Genomic DNA, 19204 nt, shown 5'->3' on the forward strand with positions numbered 1-19204 from the left:
CCCGTGCACAGCATCAAGTTTCTTGGAGTCGGGAGGTCTCAGATTGGAAATTCTCAATTATGGGGAAGACAAGCCCCCTCTCCCAGAACCCCTCAACCCCCCTGCTGCATATCGAGACGGGTAGCTTCAAGCAGAGATTACGGTCCGCATATACAGGAGCAACCCTCCTGCGCGGGCTGAACCTGACATGTGAACTGGACGCCGGGCTATACAAATCCGAGCATTCGCCAATTTACACTAAAAAGATTGTACATCAGGATAATTTGATATAAGATCGAGCCGGGCCCTCATTTCTTTAAATCAAATCCGGACCTCGCTTTGAACCTTCAAAGTGGATGATCTCTTTTTTCCAGTCTCTATACATCAAAGTCATATTTAAAGCAGGCACTCATGCTGAATTTTATTTCTATCACTGCATCTTCTCTAATTTTGATTTTATATTTTTTATCATCCATGGAGAGCAATCATGACCCCACAGAAAAAGCGGACCGGGTTCACCCTGGTCGAGCTGCTGGTGATCATTGCGATGATCACCGTTCTCATTGCACTGCTGCTGCCAGCCGTTCAACAGGCACGCGAATCCGCGAGACAATCGACCTGCAAAGATCAATTGAAACAGATCATCATGGCGCTGCACAATTATCACGACACCCACGGCATGTTTCCCGCGGGCTACTATACCCGCGCCAATCCCGGCATCACCGTTTCCGGCCTGGAAAACCGGGCCACGGGCTTTGTCATGCTGCTGCCGTTTATGAACCAGAGTGCGCTGTATAACCTTTATAACTTTGACATTGGCACGGGAGGTGGCCCTGATCAGACCGGTGGCAGGCAGAAAATTGACCAGGCTTCTTTTTTGAATCAGACCAGGCTGACCGTTTATCAATGCCCATCGGCTTCGCGCGGACTCCTCAACCTCAAGCTTAACCCGCGCGATGGCCATCTGGATTCCTCCGACTCCGGTTCGTCCTATACCAGCAGTTATGCCTTCAGTTCAGGCAACAAATTCGGTAACGCTGACGGTCAATTCTGGGCCGTCTATTCCGGGCCTCCCCGCGCGGACGATATGGGTGTGATGACGCCTAACAGTGGAAATCGCTTTCATGATATCGAAGACGGAATCACCAACACGTTCATCATCGGTGAAGCCGAACTCAATGATTCCAACACGGATTATTCCGGAACGGTCTCGCTAATCGATAACCAGGATGTCGTTGCGCGCCGACACGCTTTCTGGACCGAAGGCATGCACCATTCTCTTCGATCAACATATATGCCTCCGTTTAAATCAATCGAAGACTGTGTCATCTCGTTTGCGCCGGGAGAATGGCGTGATTGTAATTATTCGTTCGGCAGCCCGCATCAGGGTGGTCTGCACATGGGAATGGCTGACGGTTCAATTCGTTTCGTCAGTGAGTACATCTATCTCGCCACCTGGAGATCAATGGGCACCTTGAGCGAACTGACACCGGATACGCTGTGAACACAGCAGAACCGGCGGCAGATTCAATCTGTGAGCCATACGCGAAACCCGGTATGGCTCACAGAATCTTCCCAAAACCCAGGTGAAGCAGGAGAGACTTTACAGACGCGGTGGGTTTCTGCATGATAAAGGTTCGTCTGGTTTCCTCTCTTCTGTTATCTGCATTCTCACTACAGGCATATCATGAGCAAGCGCGTTCGCTGGGGCATTCTAAGTACTGCAAAAATCGGCACCGTCCAGGTCATTCCCGCCATGCAGAAGGGTTCTTTCTGCGAGATCGCCGCGCTGGCCTCCCGCAATCAGGAACAGGCTGAAACAGTCGCCAGCCAACTGGGAATTCCGCGTGCTTATGGCTCTTATGAAGCGCTGCTGGCAGACCCGGAAATCGACGCCATCTATAACCCGCTGCCGAATCACCTGCATGTCCCCTGGTCCATCAAAGCGATCGAAGCAGGCAAACATGTGTTGTGTGAAAAACCGATCGGGCTGTCCTCTGCTGAAGGCCAGCAGCTGCTTGACTGCGCGACTGCTCATCCGGAAATCAAGGTGATGGAAGCTTTCATGTACCGCCATCACCCGCAGTGGCAGTTGACAAAAAAATTGATACAGGAGGGTACGATCGGCGAACTGCGCACAATCCAGTCTTTCTTCTCCTACTTCAACAACGATCCAGGCAACATCCGTAATCAACGCGACATCGGTGGGGGCGGACTGATGGATATTGGCTGCTACCCGATCTCGCTCTCGCGATTTATCTTTGATGAAGAACCGCAGCGAGTCTCCGGCATCGTGGAATTTGACGAACAACTGGGCACGGACCGCCTGGCGTCAGCGATCATGGATTTTGGCAGAGGAACCGCCACGTTCACCTGCTCCACACAGCTCAACCCCTATCAACGGGTTCACATCCATGGCACGACCGGGCGGATCGAAATTGAAATCCCGTTCAACGCCCCCATCGATCGTCCTTGTAAAATCTGGCATCAGACAGGGGCAGACATCAAAGAGAGGGAACTGGAAATCTGCAGCCAGTATACCATACAAGGCGATCTGTTTTCGCAGGCCATCCTCAATCAGTCACCGGTTCCGACTCCGCTGACGGATGCCATCGCGAATATGAAAGTCATCGAAGCAGTACTGGAAAGCAATCGAAGTGGGTCCTGGATTTCGCTGTAGAGAATCTGAGACAGAACGCGACGGAAAACAGCGCGCACAAATAGCCTTTGAGGCAGTTGCTTCATTCACAATCAACAGATTATTCCCGACTGCTGCGTGGCCCGCGATCCGGATCGCACATCCCGATTCACTATCAACTCCGCTTCCCGGAACACTCGGTTCAAAGCCACGGGACACGCTGTGGTCAACCTGGATACAGGCAAAGATCAGCGGGGCGCAAGTACCATGATCATGTTTCGTCCACTGGCCATGGTCGGGGCCTGCTCTACTTTGGCGATCTCGGTAAGCTGCTCCTGGATATCTCCCAGGATGGTTCGACCAAGTTCATGGTGCGCATTTTCGCGCCCCCGGAACATGATATTGAATTTGACCTTATCTTTCTGTTCCAGAAATTTACGGGCACTTTTCAGTTTGAACTCAATATCGTGCTTCCCGATTTTCGGACGCATCCGAATTTCTTTCAGCTGAACCTGATGCTGCTTGGTATTTTTGCTGGTCTTCTTTTTACGCTCGTACTTCAGCTTACCATAATCCATAATCCGACAGACCGGGGGTTTGGCATCCGAGGCGACTTCAACCAGATCCAGGTTGGCGTCCATTGCCAACTTTAAAGCTTCTGCGGTAGGAATCACCCCTAACTGCTCCCCGTCTTGATCAATGACCCGTACCGGACTGATCCGAATCTGGTCATTAAGTCTCTGCGTTGTTTCGATTGCTTGTTTCTCCTTGTAATGTAAAAAAACCGGGTTCCGTGCCTTGAGGGTAAATTGACCTGAACTCAGGGCACACGCATTTCATTATAGCTTGTATGAAAAAAAGAACATCTCAAATGAGATGCTTTGACCACCAACTCGTATCACTATAGAAAACTGATTTAACTATACTGTTCCATCTTAAGTTATATCAATACCGGGAAAGGGGCAAGTTACACTGATACAGTATTTTTAGCGAAAATCTCAGGATTCACACAGATCGCCCGGTTTAACAGAGTGAACAGGTCGGAATAAAACCCCACAATCAGGCTATACTTTGCTGGACAGTTAGAACAGATCACGACTTCCCACCGCTTCTCTCGATCTATTATACTCGGATCAGAATAGCCTGGAGACGCTACCATAAACCTGGACACAGGTTAATTTGACTCTTTCACGGGAAATCGTTTCACTTCGCCAGAAAAGTCCTTCAAATTCCGCTGTTTTGTCTCTGGAATGGGTACTGGTTCCCAACGTGGCCCTGCGTCCCGGTAATCTTTAAAAGGATCCTGACTGCCGGAATGGTCTTTCAGCGGGAATTTCAGAGTCTGATTCTGCAAGGCGGATCGCAGTGTCGGTGTCGAATCAGGTACCTCTTTCAATGGTGAACTCCCCTGCGACTGGTTCTGAGCTGGTAACATTGTAATACCAGCCTGCGGTTCTTGCACTGGCAGAGGATTGAAACCGTCTGCACTCCCGTCCGGCTGGTATCCAGACTCGGGACGAGGGGGAACCATGGATCGGGGTGCAAAATACGCCTCGGGTTTATTCTCTAAACTGGTTCCTTCCAGATTCTGAATTGGTTTTTCTGCACCGGGCGTCTCATTAAAATCGATGGATTGAATCAGTTCTGGATTTCCTGATACGTTCTGCGTCACGCCGGGAACGGCGGGAGGCATGAAGTTGTCAGTCACTGGTTCCGGAGTCGGCTCTACTGATTGCGGAGTTGGCTGCATCGGTTCTACCGGCACCTCACCGGGAGTCAGCAGTTGTGGATAGACCCCCTGGGACAGGGCACCCGTGTATTCAGGAGCATCCGCAATTTTCCGGACATGGCCTCGCAGACGATCGCGTTCGGCAGCATCCATGTAGGCTTTTTCAGGCCAGCCTCCTTCGGCTAGATAAATATTGTTGTATGCCAGCAGCGAACCTTTTTCAAATTGAACGTTCTTGATCGCCAGAGAATATTCCACCAGTGAACGGTAATAGCTGCCATCCGCTTCGGCCTGGCGGCGTTGTGCTTCAAGCAGCAGATCCAGCGTTGCATTATCAGATTCATAGGCAGCCTCAACGGCGGCAACTTCCTGCCGCGCGGCGTGACGTCTGTTGAACGTGGTCTGCAAAACCGCGTAAGCACGATCCACATCAGAAATGGCATTGCTTAAACTTTGTACGATAGCGCGTTCCTGTTCATGCAGAATCGCACGATCCCGGGCCAGCAGCAGTTCAGCCTGTCGCATGGCGGCATGTGCCTGTCGTTTTCCCAATGGGACAGAAAGCTCAATCCCCATCTGCCATTCCTGCAGATTGCCATCGAATAGTGAATTCAATGCACCATCAAACTCACCCACATTTGAACCTTCTGCCAGGAAATTTTTACCAAACCCACGCCAGCGATAGCGACCGATCAGGTCCAGTTCCGGTTTCAGGAAGTTCTTGTTGGCTTCCAGTTCGAGTTCACGTTTTTTAATCTGCCAGCGTTGACGACGAATTTCTGGACGACGTTCCAGGGATTCGACCAGTGTTTCTTCCCAGTTGAATTCGACCTTGGCCAGCGAAGGTTCGTCTGCCGGACGAATTAAACGTCCATCGTTAATGGGAATTCCCATCAGCATGCGCAAACGACGCTCGGCAACATAGACACCATGATTACTTTGAAAGGTTCCACCCTGGCTGCCATTGTTTGTATGCGTTCCATTCAGCAGCCGACCGCTTAATGCATTTTCGACTTCAGCCTGATAGCGGAAATACTGTTCGCGGGCCTGGGCTTCTTTTTCTGCTTCGCCACCACGACGACCATTCTCATACAACGCATGAATTCGACGCCAGGTTTCCAGCGCAGAATCACGGGCCATGATTTTGGCATCCAGATCACGGTAGCCGAAGTAGAGATCCCAGTAAGCATTCTCCACATCACTCACCATATCACGCACGGAGATTTCAAATTCTCCGAGGCTGATATCGGTATTGATGCGGGCGATAATCACACCATTGATCACACCGGGTGTACCACTGGGGCCGGCAATCTGATTGAAACTGATCCCCCCACCCTGCATCAGCGGGTGACGAAACTCCATTTCGATATTGTTCTGGTAGGCATGCGGAAACTGGTTACCTGGTGAGTTATTGGCATCGTAGTCAATGTAATCACGCAGAGTAAATTCGGTTCCGGTCATGGCACGTTTGGTCAACTGTGCCTGGACAACCATCGCATCCTGTCGCAACAGGCGCGTTCCACCACCGAAGAAGACGTTGTTTAATGCTTTATCGTTTTTCTCAAAGTAAGTGCTGGCAGACAGCGTGGTATCGTAGGCACTTAATGCGCCGGCAACACCATAGCGGGGGTCTGCTTCCGTAATCGCAGCATCGTATTTGGTGTGAACCCCGGCAGGCGTATTTAACGCGATTCCGCCCACATCACCCAGAACTTTTGAACTCTGCAATGCCATTTTGACCGCTTCCTGCAGAGACAGATCCCAGTAAACAGGAGTGGCAGAACTGGAAACAGTCGCTGGCATCTGTGTGCCAATGGTATCACCTTCATCAATCTCTTCCACATTGGGATACTCAATCTGAGTCACGGCGCGCTGATAAGTCTCATCGCTTTCCACAAACTCTTCCTGCAATGAATTGCTCAGGAAACGACTGCACCCTGGGCCCAGCAGCACTACTGCGGCAAACAGGAGCATCATCCGGGCTATGAAACAGTTCATCGAATTTCCCTGGTCAGAGGGGACCATTGATTGGAAGGCTATACGCTCTTTCAACTCATCGGCACAGGAACACCTCCTCCCAAAGCGAATTTTCGGCATATTCAGAATATTCCGCACAATCGGATCATCCGCAACCCCACCCCAGTCGCCCCAGCCAGCACACTCAACCCATTCCCACGCATGGTTTGCGTCATTTGTGTTCTGGATACTGGAACCAATCAGTAAAGCTGCGCAATCATTTAAAGTTGTACACTAAATACTTTGGGGAGCCTGACGGCTTTTATGGAGAGCGGTAGAGTAGATCACAGATCGCTGTGATAGACTGTGTCCAGTTTCAGTGTAACGTCTGCAGAGGCATTTGGACCGAGTTCATAGTATACGAGACACTCTGCTAAAATGTGATGCGTTCCAGCATGAAAACAACTTCGGGATCAGACCGGCCTTGTGCGGGATTGATCGTGGTACCACTTTCCCTGACTCCCCACTTTAGTAAACCGTATGACGACTGAAGAATCATCTTCAATTGAGAACCTCTGGCAAGAGATTGAAGAGCTTGTACTGGGACTGGCCCAACTCGCGCGCACCGATATTTCGAGCCAGAAATTTTATTCGGAACTTCTGGACCGCGCTGTAAAAGGTATGTCTGCGCAAGGGGGAGTACTCTGGGTTACTGACGCTGCTGGCAAACTGGAAGCCCGGCAACAGCGGGGCACCCATCCGGAAACCAACGCAGGCGCGTCTCTGGATGAACAGGAAATAGAACAGCATCGCCTGTTGCTGCGGGAAGCATTACACGCACAGCGACCTGCCACCATCGAACCACAGGGACGCTGGTCAGAGCAACATCGGGGCGTCAACCCTCTGGATAATAATCTGATTCTGTGCCCGGTCTCTATCGAAGCGCACCCGTCTCCGCAGATCGGACTGCTGGAAATCGTGCATCACCCTCCCCGCTCATTTTCAGCGCAGGAGGGATACGTCAGATTCATCAGCGCACTATGTGAAATCTCAGATGATTTCTGCCAGCATAGCCAGTTGCAGAAACTGCGCGAACTGGAAACGCTCTGGGAACAGTTCGAACGTTTCTCCGAACACGTTCATCTCCATTTAAATACAGAGCAGACCGCGTTCATCATCGCCAATGAAGGGCGGATCCTGATCGACTGTGACCGTCTGTCCGTTTTGCAGAAAACCGGTAAGTCACACCAGTTAATCTCTGCCAGCGGCGTAGAAGGCATCGAACGCCGCTCGGAAACCGTCCAGCGACTGGAAGCCCTGGTGACTGCGATTCTCTCCCTGAACCGTCCTTACTGGATCATGGAGGCGGAGGAAAAGTACCCGCCTCAAATCGCAGCGCCACTACACGCCTACCTGGATCTCGCCGGTTCCCGGGCTCTGATGATCTTCCCGCTTTCGCATATCATTCAGGAAACCACCGATGATTCTGCCGACGCGAATAGCCATGTTGATAAAAGCCAGCTGACCGTCGGGGCAATTGTAATCGAACAGTTCCACGAAGTCTCGTCCAGCCACACCGTTCTGGAACGGGCCCTGGCGGTCTCTCGGCATGGCGGAACGGCATTATTTAATTCGCTGCAGTTCGAGAGTTTTCCCTTTTATCCGCTATTGAAACACTGGTCGTATTCCCCGCTCAGAAAAAAACAGCTGACGGGCCGCAAGCTGATGATGACGGCATTGATTCTGGCAGTCATCTCAGCCGTGCTGATCCTGACGCCGGCTGACTTCAAAATCGAAGGCACCGGAAGCCTGCAACCCGTTGAACAACAAAACGTATTTGCGACGGCAGACGGCGTTGTCGATGAGATCCTCGTCCGGCAAGGGAAACAGGTTTCCGCAGACAGTACACTGATTACATTGCGCGACTCCGATCTGGAACTGGAATCCAGCCGGGTGCGCGGCGAAATCCAAACCTCGCAGAAAAGGCTCGCTGTTATCGAGGCCTCACTCCTGGAACTGAACCCCACCGATGCCACCGCGCGACAACAGGCCAGTCGTCTGACAGGCGAGCAGGAAGAACTCAACGAGCGACTGAAGAGTCTGGAGGAACAGTCGAAGCTGCTCAAAAATCAGCAGGAGACACTCACGCTCAAAAGCCCCATCAAGGGGGAAGTCCTGACCTGGGACTTACAGGAGAAACTGCTCGCACGCCCCGTACAACGCGGACAACGACTGTTGACGGTCGCCGACCTCAATGGCCCGTGGGTCTTAAAAATGCAAGTACCCGACTCGGAAATCGGTCATGTGCTGGCAGCACAACGGGAGAGCAAGGAACCGTTGTCCGTCTCCTTCCTGCTGCTGACTGATCCCGATCAGACCTATCAGGGAACCATTGAGAAAATTGCCGCGACCGCAGAACCCGATGCAGACGGCAAACCAGTTGTGCAGATCACGGTCAAGCTGGATCATGAAACCATTAAAGGACTCCGTCCCGGCGCTTCGGTTCTTCCCCAGATCGACTGTGGCACGCGATCACTGGGTTATGTCTGGCTCAGGCGATTGTTCGAAACCGTGCAGCGCGAAATCTTTTTCTTTTAATCGGCCACTGCGCTACTTCAACGGGTTCTCATACCAGAACACACCCAGTCCCTTCTTCTGATCCCGCTCTTCACAGGAGAGCACATCCAGATCGCCGTCCGCATCCAGATCGAGCAGCTCAATGCGATCGTATTTAATGCCGCGAGGACCACTGATTTCCTGTGGCTCCCAGTGGAACTGATCCCCCTTGCGGGTACCGCGCATCCAGACCACACCTGATTTAGGTGGCTCCGCATGTTCGCAACTCAGTACCAGATCCAGCAGGCCATCCCCGTTCAAATCACCTGCCGCGACTCCTTTTCCGCCGCCGGTATGATCCGGATAAGGAATGACCTGTTTTTCCCATTTCTGACCGCTCGCATCCAATCTACGAAACCAGAGCACTTCATCCGGTGCGCGTGTAACAACCAGAATGTCCTGCAGACCATCCTGATCCAGGTCGGCCAGATCCGCGAACATCACTTCCCGACCCTGACCGCCGACCCAGTGATTCTTCCATTGCTTCCCCATGATCGCAATGGGGGGGCCCGGATTCTCCAGCCAGCGACAGCCACGCAGTTTTCCTTTACGATCTGTTGTCAGCAGATCCTGATCTCCATCCCCATCCATGTCGACCGCAAACAATGACATGATCCAGCCGGCCTGTGAAAGGGTGATCCACTTATACTTAGACAGATCGCGGGGATCCGCAGTCGGCAAAAACCAGCCGATCTCTGCCCCCGGTCCTTTGCCGGCGGCGACCAGTTCCTCTCCGCCACGCGAATCGAGGCCAATTTTCGCGGGAACGGCGAACATCCACATCATCCGATCCTTCGATGCGGGCAGCACTTCCTGCTTCCAGGGATTTTCAAACGGTTTCACAACAGGAGGCCAGTGCACATAAATGGCACGCGTTTTACCCTCGCAACAACTGACAACCGCCTTTCTCACATTCAGTCGTTCCAGATCAATCCAGGCGGCGTCTTCCACTTGCGGTGTGTTCCCAATGGTCACAAGAGGCCAGGCAGATTTTACCTGGGCAGGACCTGGATTACGATAGATGCGGGTGATGCCTCCTTCTTCCCAGCCGGTCGTAATATCGAGCAGTCCGTCTCTGTCTGCGTCGAACAGCTTCACGCCGTCTGCCCCGCGGGACGACTGGTCTATTATATGACACTCCCAGGCAGCCCCCCGTTCCGCTTCTTCTCCTGCCGCGATTTCAATAGTCAGAAACGTTGTCATAATAGAAATGAGCAGCAGCGATTTTGTAATTGACAGCATGAGAGTCTCCTGAAAACTGACGTGGCGTTATCTTCACTACCAGTATCACAGTCTCAATCCCGGATCGCAAGAACCCTTCGTATCGCAAGGGATATTCCGTGAATCTGAGCCTCTCAGACACGAAATTCTCTGCAGACTTTTACACATCACTCCCTGTTTTCAGGGGTTAAGTATGGGGAACGCCTCCATCGCCGGGATAACCGTGTCATTCGGAATAATCGATAAAGTTTCTCTTCAACGTTAGCCGATCATCCTTAGGTACAGGCGATTGTACGACCGATGATGCGAGCCATGATTGGTACTATTGTGACACAGGATGGTCACATTCAACTGGGGGAGGAAACTGAAAATGCGCGCAGCTTTTGTCTGCATAGTCATGATTCAGCCGCTGATAGTATGCTCGGGCTGCCAGTGTTTCAAGGCCAGCAATGCGTACTATAACCTGATCGATGACATCAGCGACACACAGCTTTATGCAGACCGCTTCTATCGTCCCACCTGGGACCTGACGCGTATCGGCAAGCCAGACTGGTGTCAGTCGCGCTTCAACCGCTGGTGGTGTAAATGCTGCAATGACTGTCGGCCACAACACTATATCAGCGATACTCCGATGACCGACTACAGCAGCCAGCAGTCTTATGATGGCGAGTCTGTGGACGACCTGGTACCTCTTCCTGAACCTTCCATTTTTGTGCCCCCTGATCCGTTTCCTGATGAAACGGGTCTGGAGCCTGCACTCAAGGAGTCCGGCCCGGCGCTGGCACCTGCAGTGAATGCAGCTCCGAACTGATGACAACACAGAGTCGGGCACAAAACCAGACAACACAAGTTGAACGCGGAAAGAAACAGGTTCTCACATGACGAAGATGAGCATGACAAAATTCATTCAGAAAATGACGATTCTGGTGATCGCTGTCACAGGTAGCGTAGCGGTTCCTGTCACCTCTGTATCTGCACAACAACCCCAATCTAACGAACGCGATGGCCAGAGCCCGGCCCTGACGAAGTCGGCTGCCGATCAATATCTTTTAAAAGACGATGATCGGCAGCTGACTGAATTCCAGCAGAAGCATCAGCAGGTCGATCAGGAAATCCGCATTCCTGATGAAGATGAACTGATTACCTTACTCACTAAAGGTTCTTCGTCCCGCTCAGCGAGAAAAGAATGTCTCTCACAGATTCCGCTGGATCAAATGCCGCAAGCTAACCGTACGAATGCCGAACACGTGTTGAAAGATCTCAGCATGTTTCGCGTTTTGCCTAAAATTCATCTCGACGTTAATCATTCGGCGTATGCCTTTTTCATTGCACACCCTGATGTAGTGGTGAGTATCTGGCGCGAAATGAAACTGTCTGAGTTCCAGATGTGGCAGACCGGCCCTTATTCCTATGAAGTGGATGCCGGCGATGGCACTGTGGGAACGCTCGAAGTGATTCACCAGACACCAAAAGAAACGCTTGTACTCTGCTCGGGCGTCTATAAAAGTCCGCTGCTGGCCAAGCCAATCTCGGCCAAAGCCCTGCTGCATCTGCAGACTGAATATTTCCCTGGCGAAGACAAGAAGATCGATTCCATCTCGCATCAGGTATCCATGTACGTCTCCTTCCCTTCACAGACGGTGGAGATGGCGGCCAAGATCCTGGCTCCGGTCAGCAATGCGATCCTGGACCGCAACTTCAAAGAAGTCTCAATCTTTATGCATATGATGTCACTGGCCATGGAACGACAGCCCGGCTGGGTCGAACGGATTGCCGGTCAACTGGAAGGAGTGCTGCCGGTTCGCCGTCCGCAACTGCTGAAAGTCGCTGCCCGCGTCTACATCGATGCCAAACAGCGGGAAGCCGCAGCGGCTGCCCAAAACGGAGCTGAACCCAGCCGCTTCGTGCCACCCAAGCCGATTGATGTCATCTCACAAACCGGAAATCAGATACCACGGCAGCTGCCGCGTGATCTCAAAGTACAACCCGTGAGCCGCGCACAGAGCCCGCAGTAATCGACACAAAACAGAAGAACGCTCCGGTCAACGCCGCGAGCGTTTTTTGTTGCGCGGTCTGAGCACAAAGCCGAACACGGCCATCACGATCAGCAGCGGCACTACAATTTTAGGGCGGACAGCGACGCCCACAACCGCCATGATGATCACCACGAAGACCCACGGGGACACGTTCGCCCAGGCGGCATCGCGGTTTCTGGTCGGCAGCGCCAGCCAGAGGGCAAACATCAACAGTCCCACCCGCATAAAAGCACCGGTGGCCACATCCTGCTGAGCAAACTGATCCGGGGCCGCCAACCAGAACAGATAGGCGGCAATCCCCAGGCAGACCAGAGAGATAATGCCTACCAGAGTCCGGTTGATCGGAATTTTTTCACCTGACATGAGTTTGCTCTATCACTTTCGTCCGGGGCGTGTGCGTTGATTCAGAAAAGCACCAAGGGCTAAATGATACGCGTCCGTCGTACGAAATTTCAGGTAATCCACGTTCACTGATCCACACTGCCGGGCCAGCGTCGCACAGAATTCCTGATACTGCTCCAGATAACGGGCTCGTAACTGATGCGGATCAACCAGTTTGTGATCGCCGCGACGCTCCAGACTGCGAAACTGCGTCGGCTTACTGAACGGGAACTCTTCTTCTTCCGGCGTCACCACCTGGAACAGCAGCACTTCATGACGATCATGCCGCAACTGCTTCAGGGTGGTCGTCAGCGCCTCGGGCTCGTCGAAACAATCCGAAATCAATACGACCAGACTGCGGCGTTTGATCAGCGGTTGCACTTCACGCAGCACGGTCGAAATCGCGGTTTCGTTGCGCGGCCGTGCCTGATCGAGAATATCCAGCATCTGCCCGAAGTTTTTAGGATTGGCGGACGGCTGAATATAATCGCGGCGTTTGCTGTCGAAGGTAATCAGACCGACGGCGTCCCGCTGACGCAGTAACAGGTAGCCGAGTGCTGCAGCAAGCTGACGTGCATAGTCAATCTTACTCAGCGTTTTGCCGGCGTAGGCCATGCTGCCCGAACAGTCGAGCAGCAGATAACAGCGCAGGTTCGTCTCTTCTTCGAATTCTTTGACGTAATACTTTCCGGTCTTCCCGTAAGCCCGCCAGTCGATGTGGCGGATTTCGTCGCCCGGATAATATTGCCGATGCTCTACAAATTCGACGCTCGCACCTTTGAACGGACTCTTATGCTGCCCCATCATAAAACCTTCGACCACCAGCCGCGTGACAACATCCAGTTTGCCAAAGCGGGCCAGCGCCGTCGGGTCATCCAGGGGAGCATCGTGTGAAAGCATGGGGTGAGATTTCGAATTCAGGGGGGTTGAGTTAAAAACAGAAAGCACAGAGAGCGGACTCCCTGTGCTTTCATTTTAGCCGGTATTCACACGAATGTCGCTAATCAAGTTCTTTGATAAACACATTCCGGAAATAAAGTGTGTTGCCATGATTCTGCAATTCGATCTGCCCGGTTTCGTAGATCGGCTTATCGTGTTCCCAGTAATTTTCCAGCGTGACATTATCGGTGACCAGTTTCCCGTTCAGCCAGACACTGACTTTGTCGCCCACCATTTTGATGCGGAACGTGTTCCATTCGCCGACGGGATTGTCGGCGTTCACCAGCGGTTTATCGGGGTTTTCCTTGTTATTGTAGAGTCCGCCCGAACCGACGCCGTTCGCCGCTTTCACAGCCGGATCCCAGATCTGAACCTGTGGTGAACCACGCAGATAGATGCCGCTGTCGCCATCTTTTTTGATCTTCCAGTCGACCAGCATATCGAAATTGCCGTAGTCTTTGGCGGTACACAGGCTCATTCCTTTGCCGTCAAATACAATCACGCCATCCACGACGTTCCAGTGTTCTTTCATTTCGTCGTCGGCTTTTTTCTGTGCTTCAGCCAACTCTTCGGGGCTCATCTTCGCCCGGGTTTTAGGATTGCCGACCAGCCCTTTCCAGCCATTCAGGTCTTTGCCGTTGAACAGCGCCTTGTAGCCTTCGGGAGGTTGATTGAGTTTGCTTTCTTCTGCGGCGGCAACATTGAGGGCAGAAACAGCCAGCAAAACAGCCAGCATCGTCGCGACATGTTTCATGGTAGTCATAGTCATTGCTTTCATTCTGATATCGGTCGGAAGACTTCCCGCACACACCATCGATTGCAGCGCCGGGAAGGACGGTACTCGTCAGGATTTTCTTAATTATCGAAAGGAATTCAGCCCACTTCAAGCCAGTCCCCCCTGATTTCGTCCCTTTCCCGTAAAGTCCCCTGCTTTCCCGGATGTCGATTTGCGATTGCCTGCTATGACGATTAGAATGAAATTGAGATTATGACGACTGTCCTGCAATTGATTCCCGCCTTTTACTCCAGTGAGAAAGTCACACCATGAATCGATGTCTGTTTGGAATCCTCAGCCTGCTGTTGTTGTTCGTATCTGTTGAATCTGTCTCCGCCGCGCCAAAGCAGAAAAACGTCATCATGATCGTGGTCGATGACCAGGGTTTTCAGGCAGGCTGCTACGGAAATAAAGTCATCAAAACGCCGGGCATCGACATGCTGGCGGAATCGGGAACCCGTTTCTCCCGCGCGCACTGCACCACCGCCAGCTGTTCTGCCAGTCGTTCCGTTATTTTGACCGGCCTGTATAATCACGCCACCGGCCATTACGGTCACGCCCACAGTTACAATCACTTCAGCACCTACGCCACGGTGAAGTCGCTCCCCATTATTCTGGAAGAAGCCGGCTACCGCACCTGCTCGATCGGCAAGTATCACGTGGCTCCCGAATATGTCTATCAGTTTCAGGAGTACCGTAACAAAGGGATCCAGGGGAACCGCAACTCCGTAGTGATGGCCGCCAACGCCAAAGAGTTCATCACCGAAGACGACGACCGACCCTTCTTTCTGTACTACTGCAGCAACGACCCGCATCGTGGTGGCGGCCCCGATGGTTATGCCAATTTTAATGACAACCCCGATCGCTACCCCGGTGTCACGCCTGTCAAATACAAGCCCGAACAGATCCAGGTTCCCGCCTGGCTGCCTGATCATCAGGAAGTCAAGGAAGAGCTGGCGGAATACTATCAGGCGATTTCGCGTCTCGACCAGGGCGTCGTTTCACTGATCAACACACTCAAAGAAACCGGTCACTGGGAAGACACGCTGGTCATGTTCCTCAGCGATAATGGCCCTCCGTTCCCGGGAGCGAAGACCAACCTGTATCAGCCGGGTATGAACCTGCCTTTGATCGTCCGCGATCCGACCGTCAAAAATCAGGGAATTGTCACCGATGCCCTGGTCACCTGGGCTGACCTGACACCGACAATTCTGGATTACTGCGATGTCACACCGAAGAAAGTTCCCAAACTGCAAACGGTCGTAAACAACGGCAAGCGCGTGGAAGGCAAAGGCAAGCCGGTGCCTTACACATTCCACGGACGTTCGTTCCTGGAGATCCTCGGCAAAGAACATGCTCCCGAATTTGATGAAAGTTACGCCTCACACACATTTCACGAGATCACCATGTATTATCCGATGCGTGTGATCCTGAGCGGCAACTACAAGTACATCTTCAACATTGCCCATGAACTCCCCTACCCGTTCGCCTCCGATTTATATCGGTCACCCACCTGGCAGGGCGTATTGAAACGGGGTGACAAGATGTATGGACAGCGGACCGTTTATTCGTACCTGCACCGACCCCGGCACGAATTGTATGATTTGAAAGTTGACCCGCATGAATCGAAGAATCTGGCGTTCGAGCCGGAACACCAGGAGACCCTGACTAAAATGCAGGAGAAACTGAAGGCCTGGCAGGAAAAAACCAAAGATCCCTGGGTTTTGAAGTGGGAATACGAGTAAAGCGGCGAAAACCAGGCTGACCAAAGCGTCTCAATGTCCGTTTAGAGCGTGTATAATAGCACGAGAGCCACTCAGGCGACTGGTGATCCCTATTAGCGAAAGATTGACGGCTGATTCAACAATCTTCGCAGGGAATTATGGGAATTTAGACAAAGTTCCTCGACGCCAGCGAGGGACCTGTCTATAATGCCCCCGTACGGTAACGATATTCGCTTACTGTATTTAGGGCTTTTAAACATCTAAATAGTGTCTCACACAGGCGTTATTTGTATCTGAAACTGCTCTTAATCAGTCCATTTATGGACCCATAGCGCGGGGTGGAGCAGCCCGGTAGCTCGCGAGGCTCATAACCTCGAGGTCGCAGGTTCGAATCCTGTCCCCGCCACTTTTAAACCCCGATGTAGTGAACTTGTCACCGCATCGGGGTTTTTGTTTGCGCTGAGGTATTATTTAGAATAAACGCACCGCAACGCTGCGCACTCAACGGCTCCTGCACCTCCGGATTGACATTCCAGTACTCCGCAGCAGTCAGGTAGTAGTAACCAGATCGTTTGAGGTTTCCTATCAGAATGATTCGTTTTGGGTTAGCTTATTAATCACAGGACCAGACTGGGCTACTATAATTTCCGGCAATATGTATCTTCCTTTGTTTCTTGAAAATCAGGAGAGCAATCAACATGAGTATCAGGCCACCGGTCGTAGAGGTTATCGACCCCATTCAGGTGGATGCACTCAGAAAACAGACTCCGCAACAACGATTGTTGATCGCTGCCGGTATGTAGGAAACAGCACGTGTTATGCTGCAGGGAACACTCACTCAGCAACAACCGGAATGGAGTGAAGAAAGACTCAACCGGGAAATCGCCAGACGCATGTGTCATCGAGACATCAGATCGCTCTATGAATGAGTTCAAACCTAATGAGCTGATGCAGTCAGTGGTCGTTTTTCTGGAAAGAGAATCTGTTCCCTACAGGATCGTTGGTTCCATCGCCAGTATTATCTATGGCGAACCTCCTTTTACTAGAGCGCATCACATTTAATCATAGCGTCTCACAATCTAGTATACTCGGTCCAAATGGCCCTGGAGACGCGACAGTAAAACGGGACACAGTCTAATGATGTCGACATACTCGTTGATTTTTAACTGAAAGCAAGATCGATCTGCTTTGTCATCAGTTTTCTCCGCCAGATTATTATGTCTCTCACGATGCTGCCCACGAGGCGATTGCAGCAAGGAAACAGTTTAATATCATATATCTTCCTTCTGGATTTCAAGCTGATCTCACTTTAACCATTGATACAGAGTTTGGTCGGCTGGATACCAGTCAGGGGCGACGCATCTCAAGTCAAGGATTTTTTAACTCCCTGTTTGCTTCACCTGAAAATGTCATCCTGAAGAAACTGATATTCTTCCAGAGAGGTGGTTCTGACAAGCATTTACGTAACTGTGCAAGTATTCTCTTGGTTCAAGGATCTGAAATAGATCAAGAATATCTCCGATACTGGCCTGAAAAGCTCGGAGTAGCTGAGGAATTGAAAATTGTGGCTGATCGTGTAGAGGAAGAACGGGGATAACAGCATACAATAAATCCCACTCCTCAATATATCTGGCCACGAGTTTGGCAAGTGAAACAGGTAGTGCTTGCCTTAAAGCCCTGTTTTCTTTTTCCCAGGGTTCGCATTCCGCGGGCGGGGCTCGGGGTAGTTTGCCAGTTTTTGTTTCAGAATTTTGACGATATCCGGATGGTCGGCTGCCAGATTTTTTGTTTCCTGGGGGTCGGTCTGGTAGTCGTAGAGCTCGTAGACGGCGGGTGCTGTCGGGTTGTTATAGGCGCGCCATTCGACCAGGCGAAAACGCTCCGTGCGGATGGCGCGGCCCAGTTTCTGTTTGGGATAAGCGTGGTATGCATGGTCGCGCACTCGCGCGGCCGGGTTCTTCAGAACAGGAACCAGGCTGACGCCGTCGCTGGGTTGAGGCACTTCGGGAGCAGGCAGACCCGCGAGTTCGGCCAAGGTGGGAAACAGGTCGACGCTTTCCGCAGGCTGCTTTGTCGATGAGCCGGGCAGCGTGACGCCGGGAGCCGCGATGAGTAGTGGGATGCGGTTGGCCTGCTCGTAATTCGTGTGCTTGGTCCAGATGCCCAGGTCGCCCAGATGGAAACCGTGATCGCCCCATAAAAGGACTATGGTGTCGTCCGTCAGCTTGAGCTGATCCAGTTCGCGGAGGACTTTGCCGATCTGGGCGTCGACGAAACTCGTGCTGGCGTAATAGCCGTGAATCAGCTTGCGTTTGAGTTCTTCGCTGAACTGCGCGTTCCGTTCGACTGGTACAGGGCTGTAATTGGTGATCTCCCCGCCGCGCTTGCCGGCGACCGGGGGTGCGTTTGCCGGAAGTTCTTCAAACTGCGGCAGCGGCAGTTGTGCCGGATCGTAAAGATCCCAGTACTTCTTCGGCGCGCTGAAGGGCAGATGCGGTCGCGCGAAACCGGCGACGATGAAAAACGGCGTTCCCTCTTGCTGGCGGCGTTGCTGTGCGGCTTTGAGCCTCTGCATGGTTTCCGCGGCCACGCGTCCGTCGGCATATTTGATGTCGGCCACATCGGGCGATTCATAGGCGGCGCCGCGAGGCAGCGACTTGATGCGGTCGAGTTGCTGATTGGTGAAGTAGGCTTCTTCCCGCGTGAGTTTCCCCCCTTGTGTGCTGGCGGGGTCGAGGTATTCGATCACCTTATCGTGGAAGTGAGGCACACTGAATGACGCGGGATCGCCGTGATTGCCGTGCCCGATGTGAAAGACTTTGCCCAGCGATTCAGTCCGGTAGCCGCCGTGCTTTGCGAAGTATTGCGGCAGCGTGACGGCGTCGGGAACGATCTGTCGCAACTGACTGCCGAGCCCGTATAAACCGGTTGATGTCGAATGTGAGCCGAGCATCAACGTGAACCGCGACGGTGCGCAGACCGCCTGATTGCAGTAGGCCAGATCAAAACGCATCCCGCGTGCCGCAAGGGAATCAATGTTGGGTGTGCGGGCGACCGGATCGCCGTAACAGCCGAGCGCGGGCTTCAAGTCATCCACAAGGATCAACAGAATGTTGGGGCGTTCTGCAGCAGCGACACTGCTCAACAGTAGCGTTAACAGAAAAGCAATCATGGAATGGATACGGCGCAGCGAATTCAAATTCAGCCTCC

Annotated in this window: 13 protein-coding genes and 1 tRNA gene; 7 read left to right on the top strand and 7 right to left on the bottom strand. The window is 52.4% G+C overall.

What is annotated here, in order from left to right; translation table 11 throughout:
* Positions 1 to 466 precede the first annotated feature (466 nt).
* Both Pan161_RS27970 and Pan161_RS27975 read left to right on the top strand, forming a co-directional pair.
* Positions 467 to 1483 (top strand): DUF1559 domain-containing protein, encoded by a 1017-nt coding sequence (locus Pan161_RS27970; protein ID WP_145232947.1) that lies wholly within the window; start codon positions 467 to 469, stop codon positions 1481 to 1483.
* Between the two features lie 183 nt (positions 1484 to 1666).
* Positions 1667 to 2659 carry a Gfo/Idh/MocA family protein gene (locus tag Pan161_RS27975; RefSeq protein WP_145232020.1) on the top strand — a complete coding sequence of 331 codons (993 nt, stop codon included), beginning with the start codon at positions 1667 to 1669 and terminating at the stop codon, positions 2657 to 2659.
* Between the two features lie 206 nt (positions 2660 to 2865).
* On the opposite strand, the gene infC is transcribed toward Pan161_RS27975, so the two are convergent.
* Together infC and Pan161_RS27985 are read right to left on the bottom strand one after the other, a co-directional pair.
* A complete protein-coding gene (gene infC, locus Pan161_RS27980; RefSeq protein WP_145232021.1) occupies positions 2866 to 3372 on the bottom strand; it encodes a translation initiation factor IF-3 in 507 nt (168 codons plus the stop codon).
* 419 nt (positions 3373 to 3791) lie between these two features.
* Positions 3792 to 6344, bottom strand: coding sequence for a TolC family protein (locus Pan161_RS27985; RefSeq protein ID WP_232103528.1), 2553 nt, complete (start codon positions 6342 to 6344; stop codon positions 3792 to 3794).
* 498 nt (positions 6345 to 6842) lie between these two features.
* Here Pan161_RS27985 and Pan161_RS27990 point away from each other — a divergent pair, with 498 nt between their 5' ends.
* A complete protein-coding gene (locus Pan161_RS27990; protein ID WP_145232022.1) occupies positions 6843 to 8900 on the top strand; it encodes an efflux RND transporter periplasmic adaptor subunit in 2058 nt (685 codons plus the stop codon).
* A gap of 12 nt (positions 8901 to 8912) precedes the next feature.
* On the opposite strand, the gene Pan161_RS27995 is transcribed toward Pan161_RS27990, so the two are convergent.
* The gene (locus tag Pan161_RS27995) at positions 8913 to 10160 is read right to left on the bottom strand and encodes an FG-GAP repeat domain-containing protein (RefSeq protein WP_145232023.1); all 1248 of its coding nucleotides are present in this window, start codon (positions 10158 to 10160) and stop codon (positions 8913 to 8915) included.
* A gap of 349 nt (positions 10161 to 10509) precedes the next feature.
* Here Pan161_RS27995 and Pan161_RS28000 point away from each other — a divergent pair, with 349 nt between their 5' ends.
* The gene (locus Pan161_RS28000) at positions 10510 to 10950 is read left to right on the top strand and encodes a hypothetical protein (RefSeq protein WP_145232024.1); all 441 of its coding nucleotides are present in this window, start codon (positions 10510 to 10512) and stop codon (positions 10948 to 10950) included.
* A gap of 82 nt (positions 10951 to 11032) precedes the next feature.
* On the top strand, positions 11033 to 12154 hold the full coding sequence (locus Pan161_RS28005) for a hypothetical protein (protein ID WP_145232025.1): 1122 nt from the start codon (positions 11033 to 11035) through the stop codon (positions 12152 to 12154).
* A gap of 27 nt (positions 12155 to 12181) precedes the next feature.
* Here the strand turns inward: Pan161_RS28005 and Pan161_RS28010 are convergent, their stop codons facing one another.
* The 3 genes from Pan161_RS28010 to Pan161_RS28020 all read right to left on the bottom strand — a co-directional run bounded on the left by Pan161_RS28010 (position 12182) and on the right by Pan161_RS28020 (position 14264).
* Positions 12182 to 12538 carry a hypothetical protein gene (locus Pan161_RS28010; protein WP_145232026.1) on the bottom strand — a complete coding sequence of 119 codons (357 nt, stop codon included), beginning with the start codon at positions 12536 to 12538 and terminating at the stop codon, positions 12182 to 12184.
* Positions 12539 to 12550: 12 nt separating this feature from the next.
* Entirely contained in the window at positions 12551 to 13456 is a 906-nt protein-coding gene (locus Pan161_RS28015) for a DUF58 domain-containing protein (RefSeq protein WP_145232027.1), read from the bottom strand.
* Between the two features lie 100 nt (positions 13457 to 13556).
* Complete coding sequence (locus Pan161_RS28020; RefSeq protein WP_145232028.1) at positions 13557 to 14264, bottom strand: 3-keto-disaccharide hydrolase; 708 nt, start codon at positions 14262 to 14264, stop codon at positions 13557 to 13559.
* A gap of 275 nt (positions 14265 to 14539) precedes the next feature.
* Between Pan161_RS28020 and Pan161_RS28025 the strand changes: the two genes are divergently transcribed.
* Positions 14540 to 16015, top strand: a complete 1476-nt coding sequence (locus Pan161_RS28025; protein WP_145232029.1) for a sulfatase family protein — start codon at positions 14540 to 14542, stop codon at positions 16013 to 16015.
* A 311-nt stretch (positions 16016 to 16326) separates the two neighbouring features.
* Positions 16327 to 16400, top strand: a tRNA-Met gene (locus Pan161_RS28030).
* A gap of 1263 nt (positions 16401 to 17663) precedes the next feature.
* On the opposite strand, the gene Pan161_RS28035 is transcribed toward Pan161_RS28030, so the two are convergent.
* Complete coding sequence (locus tag Pan161_RS28035; RefSeq protein WP_145232950.1) at positions 17664 to 19166, bottom strand: sulfatase; 1503 nt, start codon at positions 19164 to 19166, stop codon at positions 17664 to 17666.
* Positions 19167 to 19204: the final 38 nt, after the last annotated feature.

It is taken from the genome of Gimesia algae, assembly GCF_007746795.1.
Lineage (GTDB): Bacteria > Planctomycetota > Planctomycetia > Planctomycetales > Planctomycetaceae > Gimesia > Gimesia algae.

What these genes read in the sequence shown, in the direction of transcription:
- Pan161_RS27970 (WP_145232947.1), top strand. Translation starts at nt 467, where the DNA reads ATGACCCCACAGAAAAAGCGGACCGGGTTCACCCTGGTCGAGCTGCTG.
- Pan161_RS27975 (WP_145232020.1), top strand. Translation starts at nt 1,667, where the DNA reads ATGAGCAAGCGCGTTCGCTGGGGCATTCTAAGTACTGCAAAAATCGGC.
- Pan161_RS27985 (WP_232103528.1), bottom strand. Translation starts at nt 6,344, where the DNA reads ATGAACTGTTTCATAGCCCGGATGATGCTCCTGTTTGCCGCAGTAGTG.
- Pan161_RS27990 (WP_145232022.1), top strand. Translation starts at nt 6,843, where the DNA reads ATGACGACTGAAGAATCATCTTCAATTGAGAACCTCTGGCAAGAGATT.
- Pan161_RS27995 (WP_145232023.1), bottom strand. Translation starts at nt 10,160, where the DNA reads ATGCTGTCAATTACAAAATCGCTGCTGCTCATTTCTATTATGACAACG.
- Pan161_RS28000 (WP_145232024.1), top strand. Translation starts at nt 10,510, where the DNA reads ATGCGCGCAGCTTTTGTCTGCATAGTCATGATTCAGCCGCTGATAGTA.
- Pan161_RS28005 (WP_145232025.1), top strand. Translation starts at nt 11,033, where the DNA reads ATGACAAAATTCATTCAGAAAATGACGATTCTGGTGATCGCTGTCACA.
- Pan161_RS28010 (WP_145232026.1), bottom strand. Translation starts at nt 12,538, where the DNA reads ATGTCAGGTGAAAAAATTCCGATCAACCGGACTCTGGTAGGCATTATC.
- Pan161_RS28015 (WP_145232027.1), bottom strand. Translation starts at nt 13,456, where the DNA reads ATGCTTTCACACGATGCTCCCCTGGATGACCCGACGGCGCTGGCCCGC.
- Pan161_RS28020 (WP_145232028.1), bottom strand. Translation starts at nt 14,264, where the DNA reads ATGACTATGACTACCATGAAACATGTCGCGACGATGCTGGCTGTTTTG.
- Pan161_RS28025 (WP_145232029.1), top strand. Translation starts at nt 14,540, where the DNA reads ATGAATCGATGTCTGTTTGGAATCCTCAGCCTGCTGTTGTTGTTCGTA.
- Pan161_RS28035 (WP_145232950.1), bottom strand. Translation starts at nt 19,166, where the DNA reads ATGATTGCTTTTCTGTTAACGCTACTGTTGAGCAGTGTCGCTGCTGCA.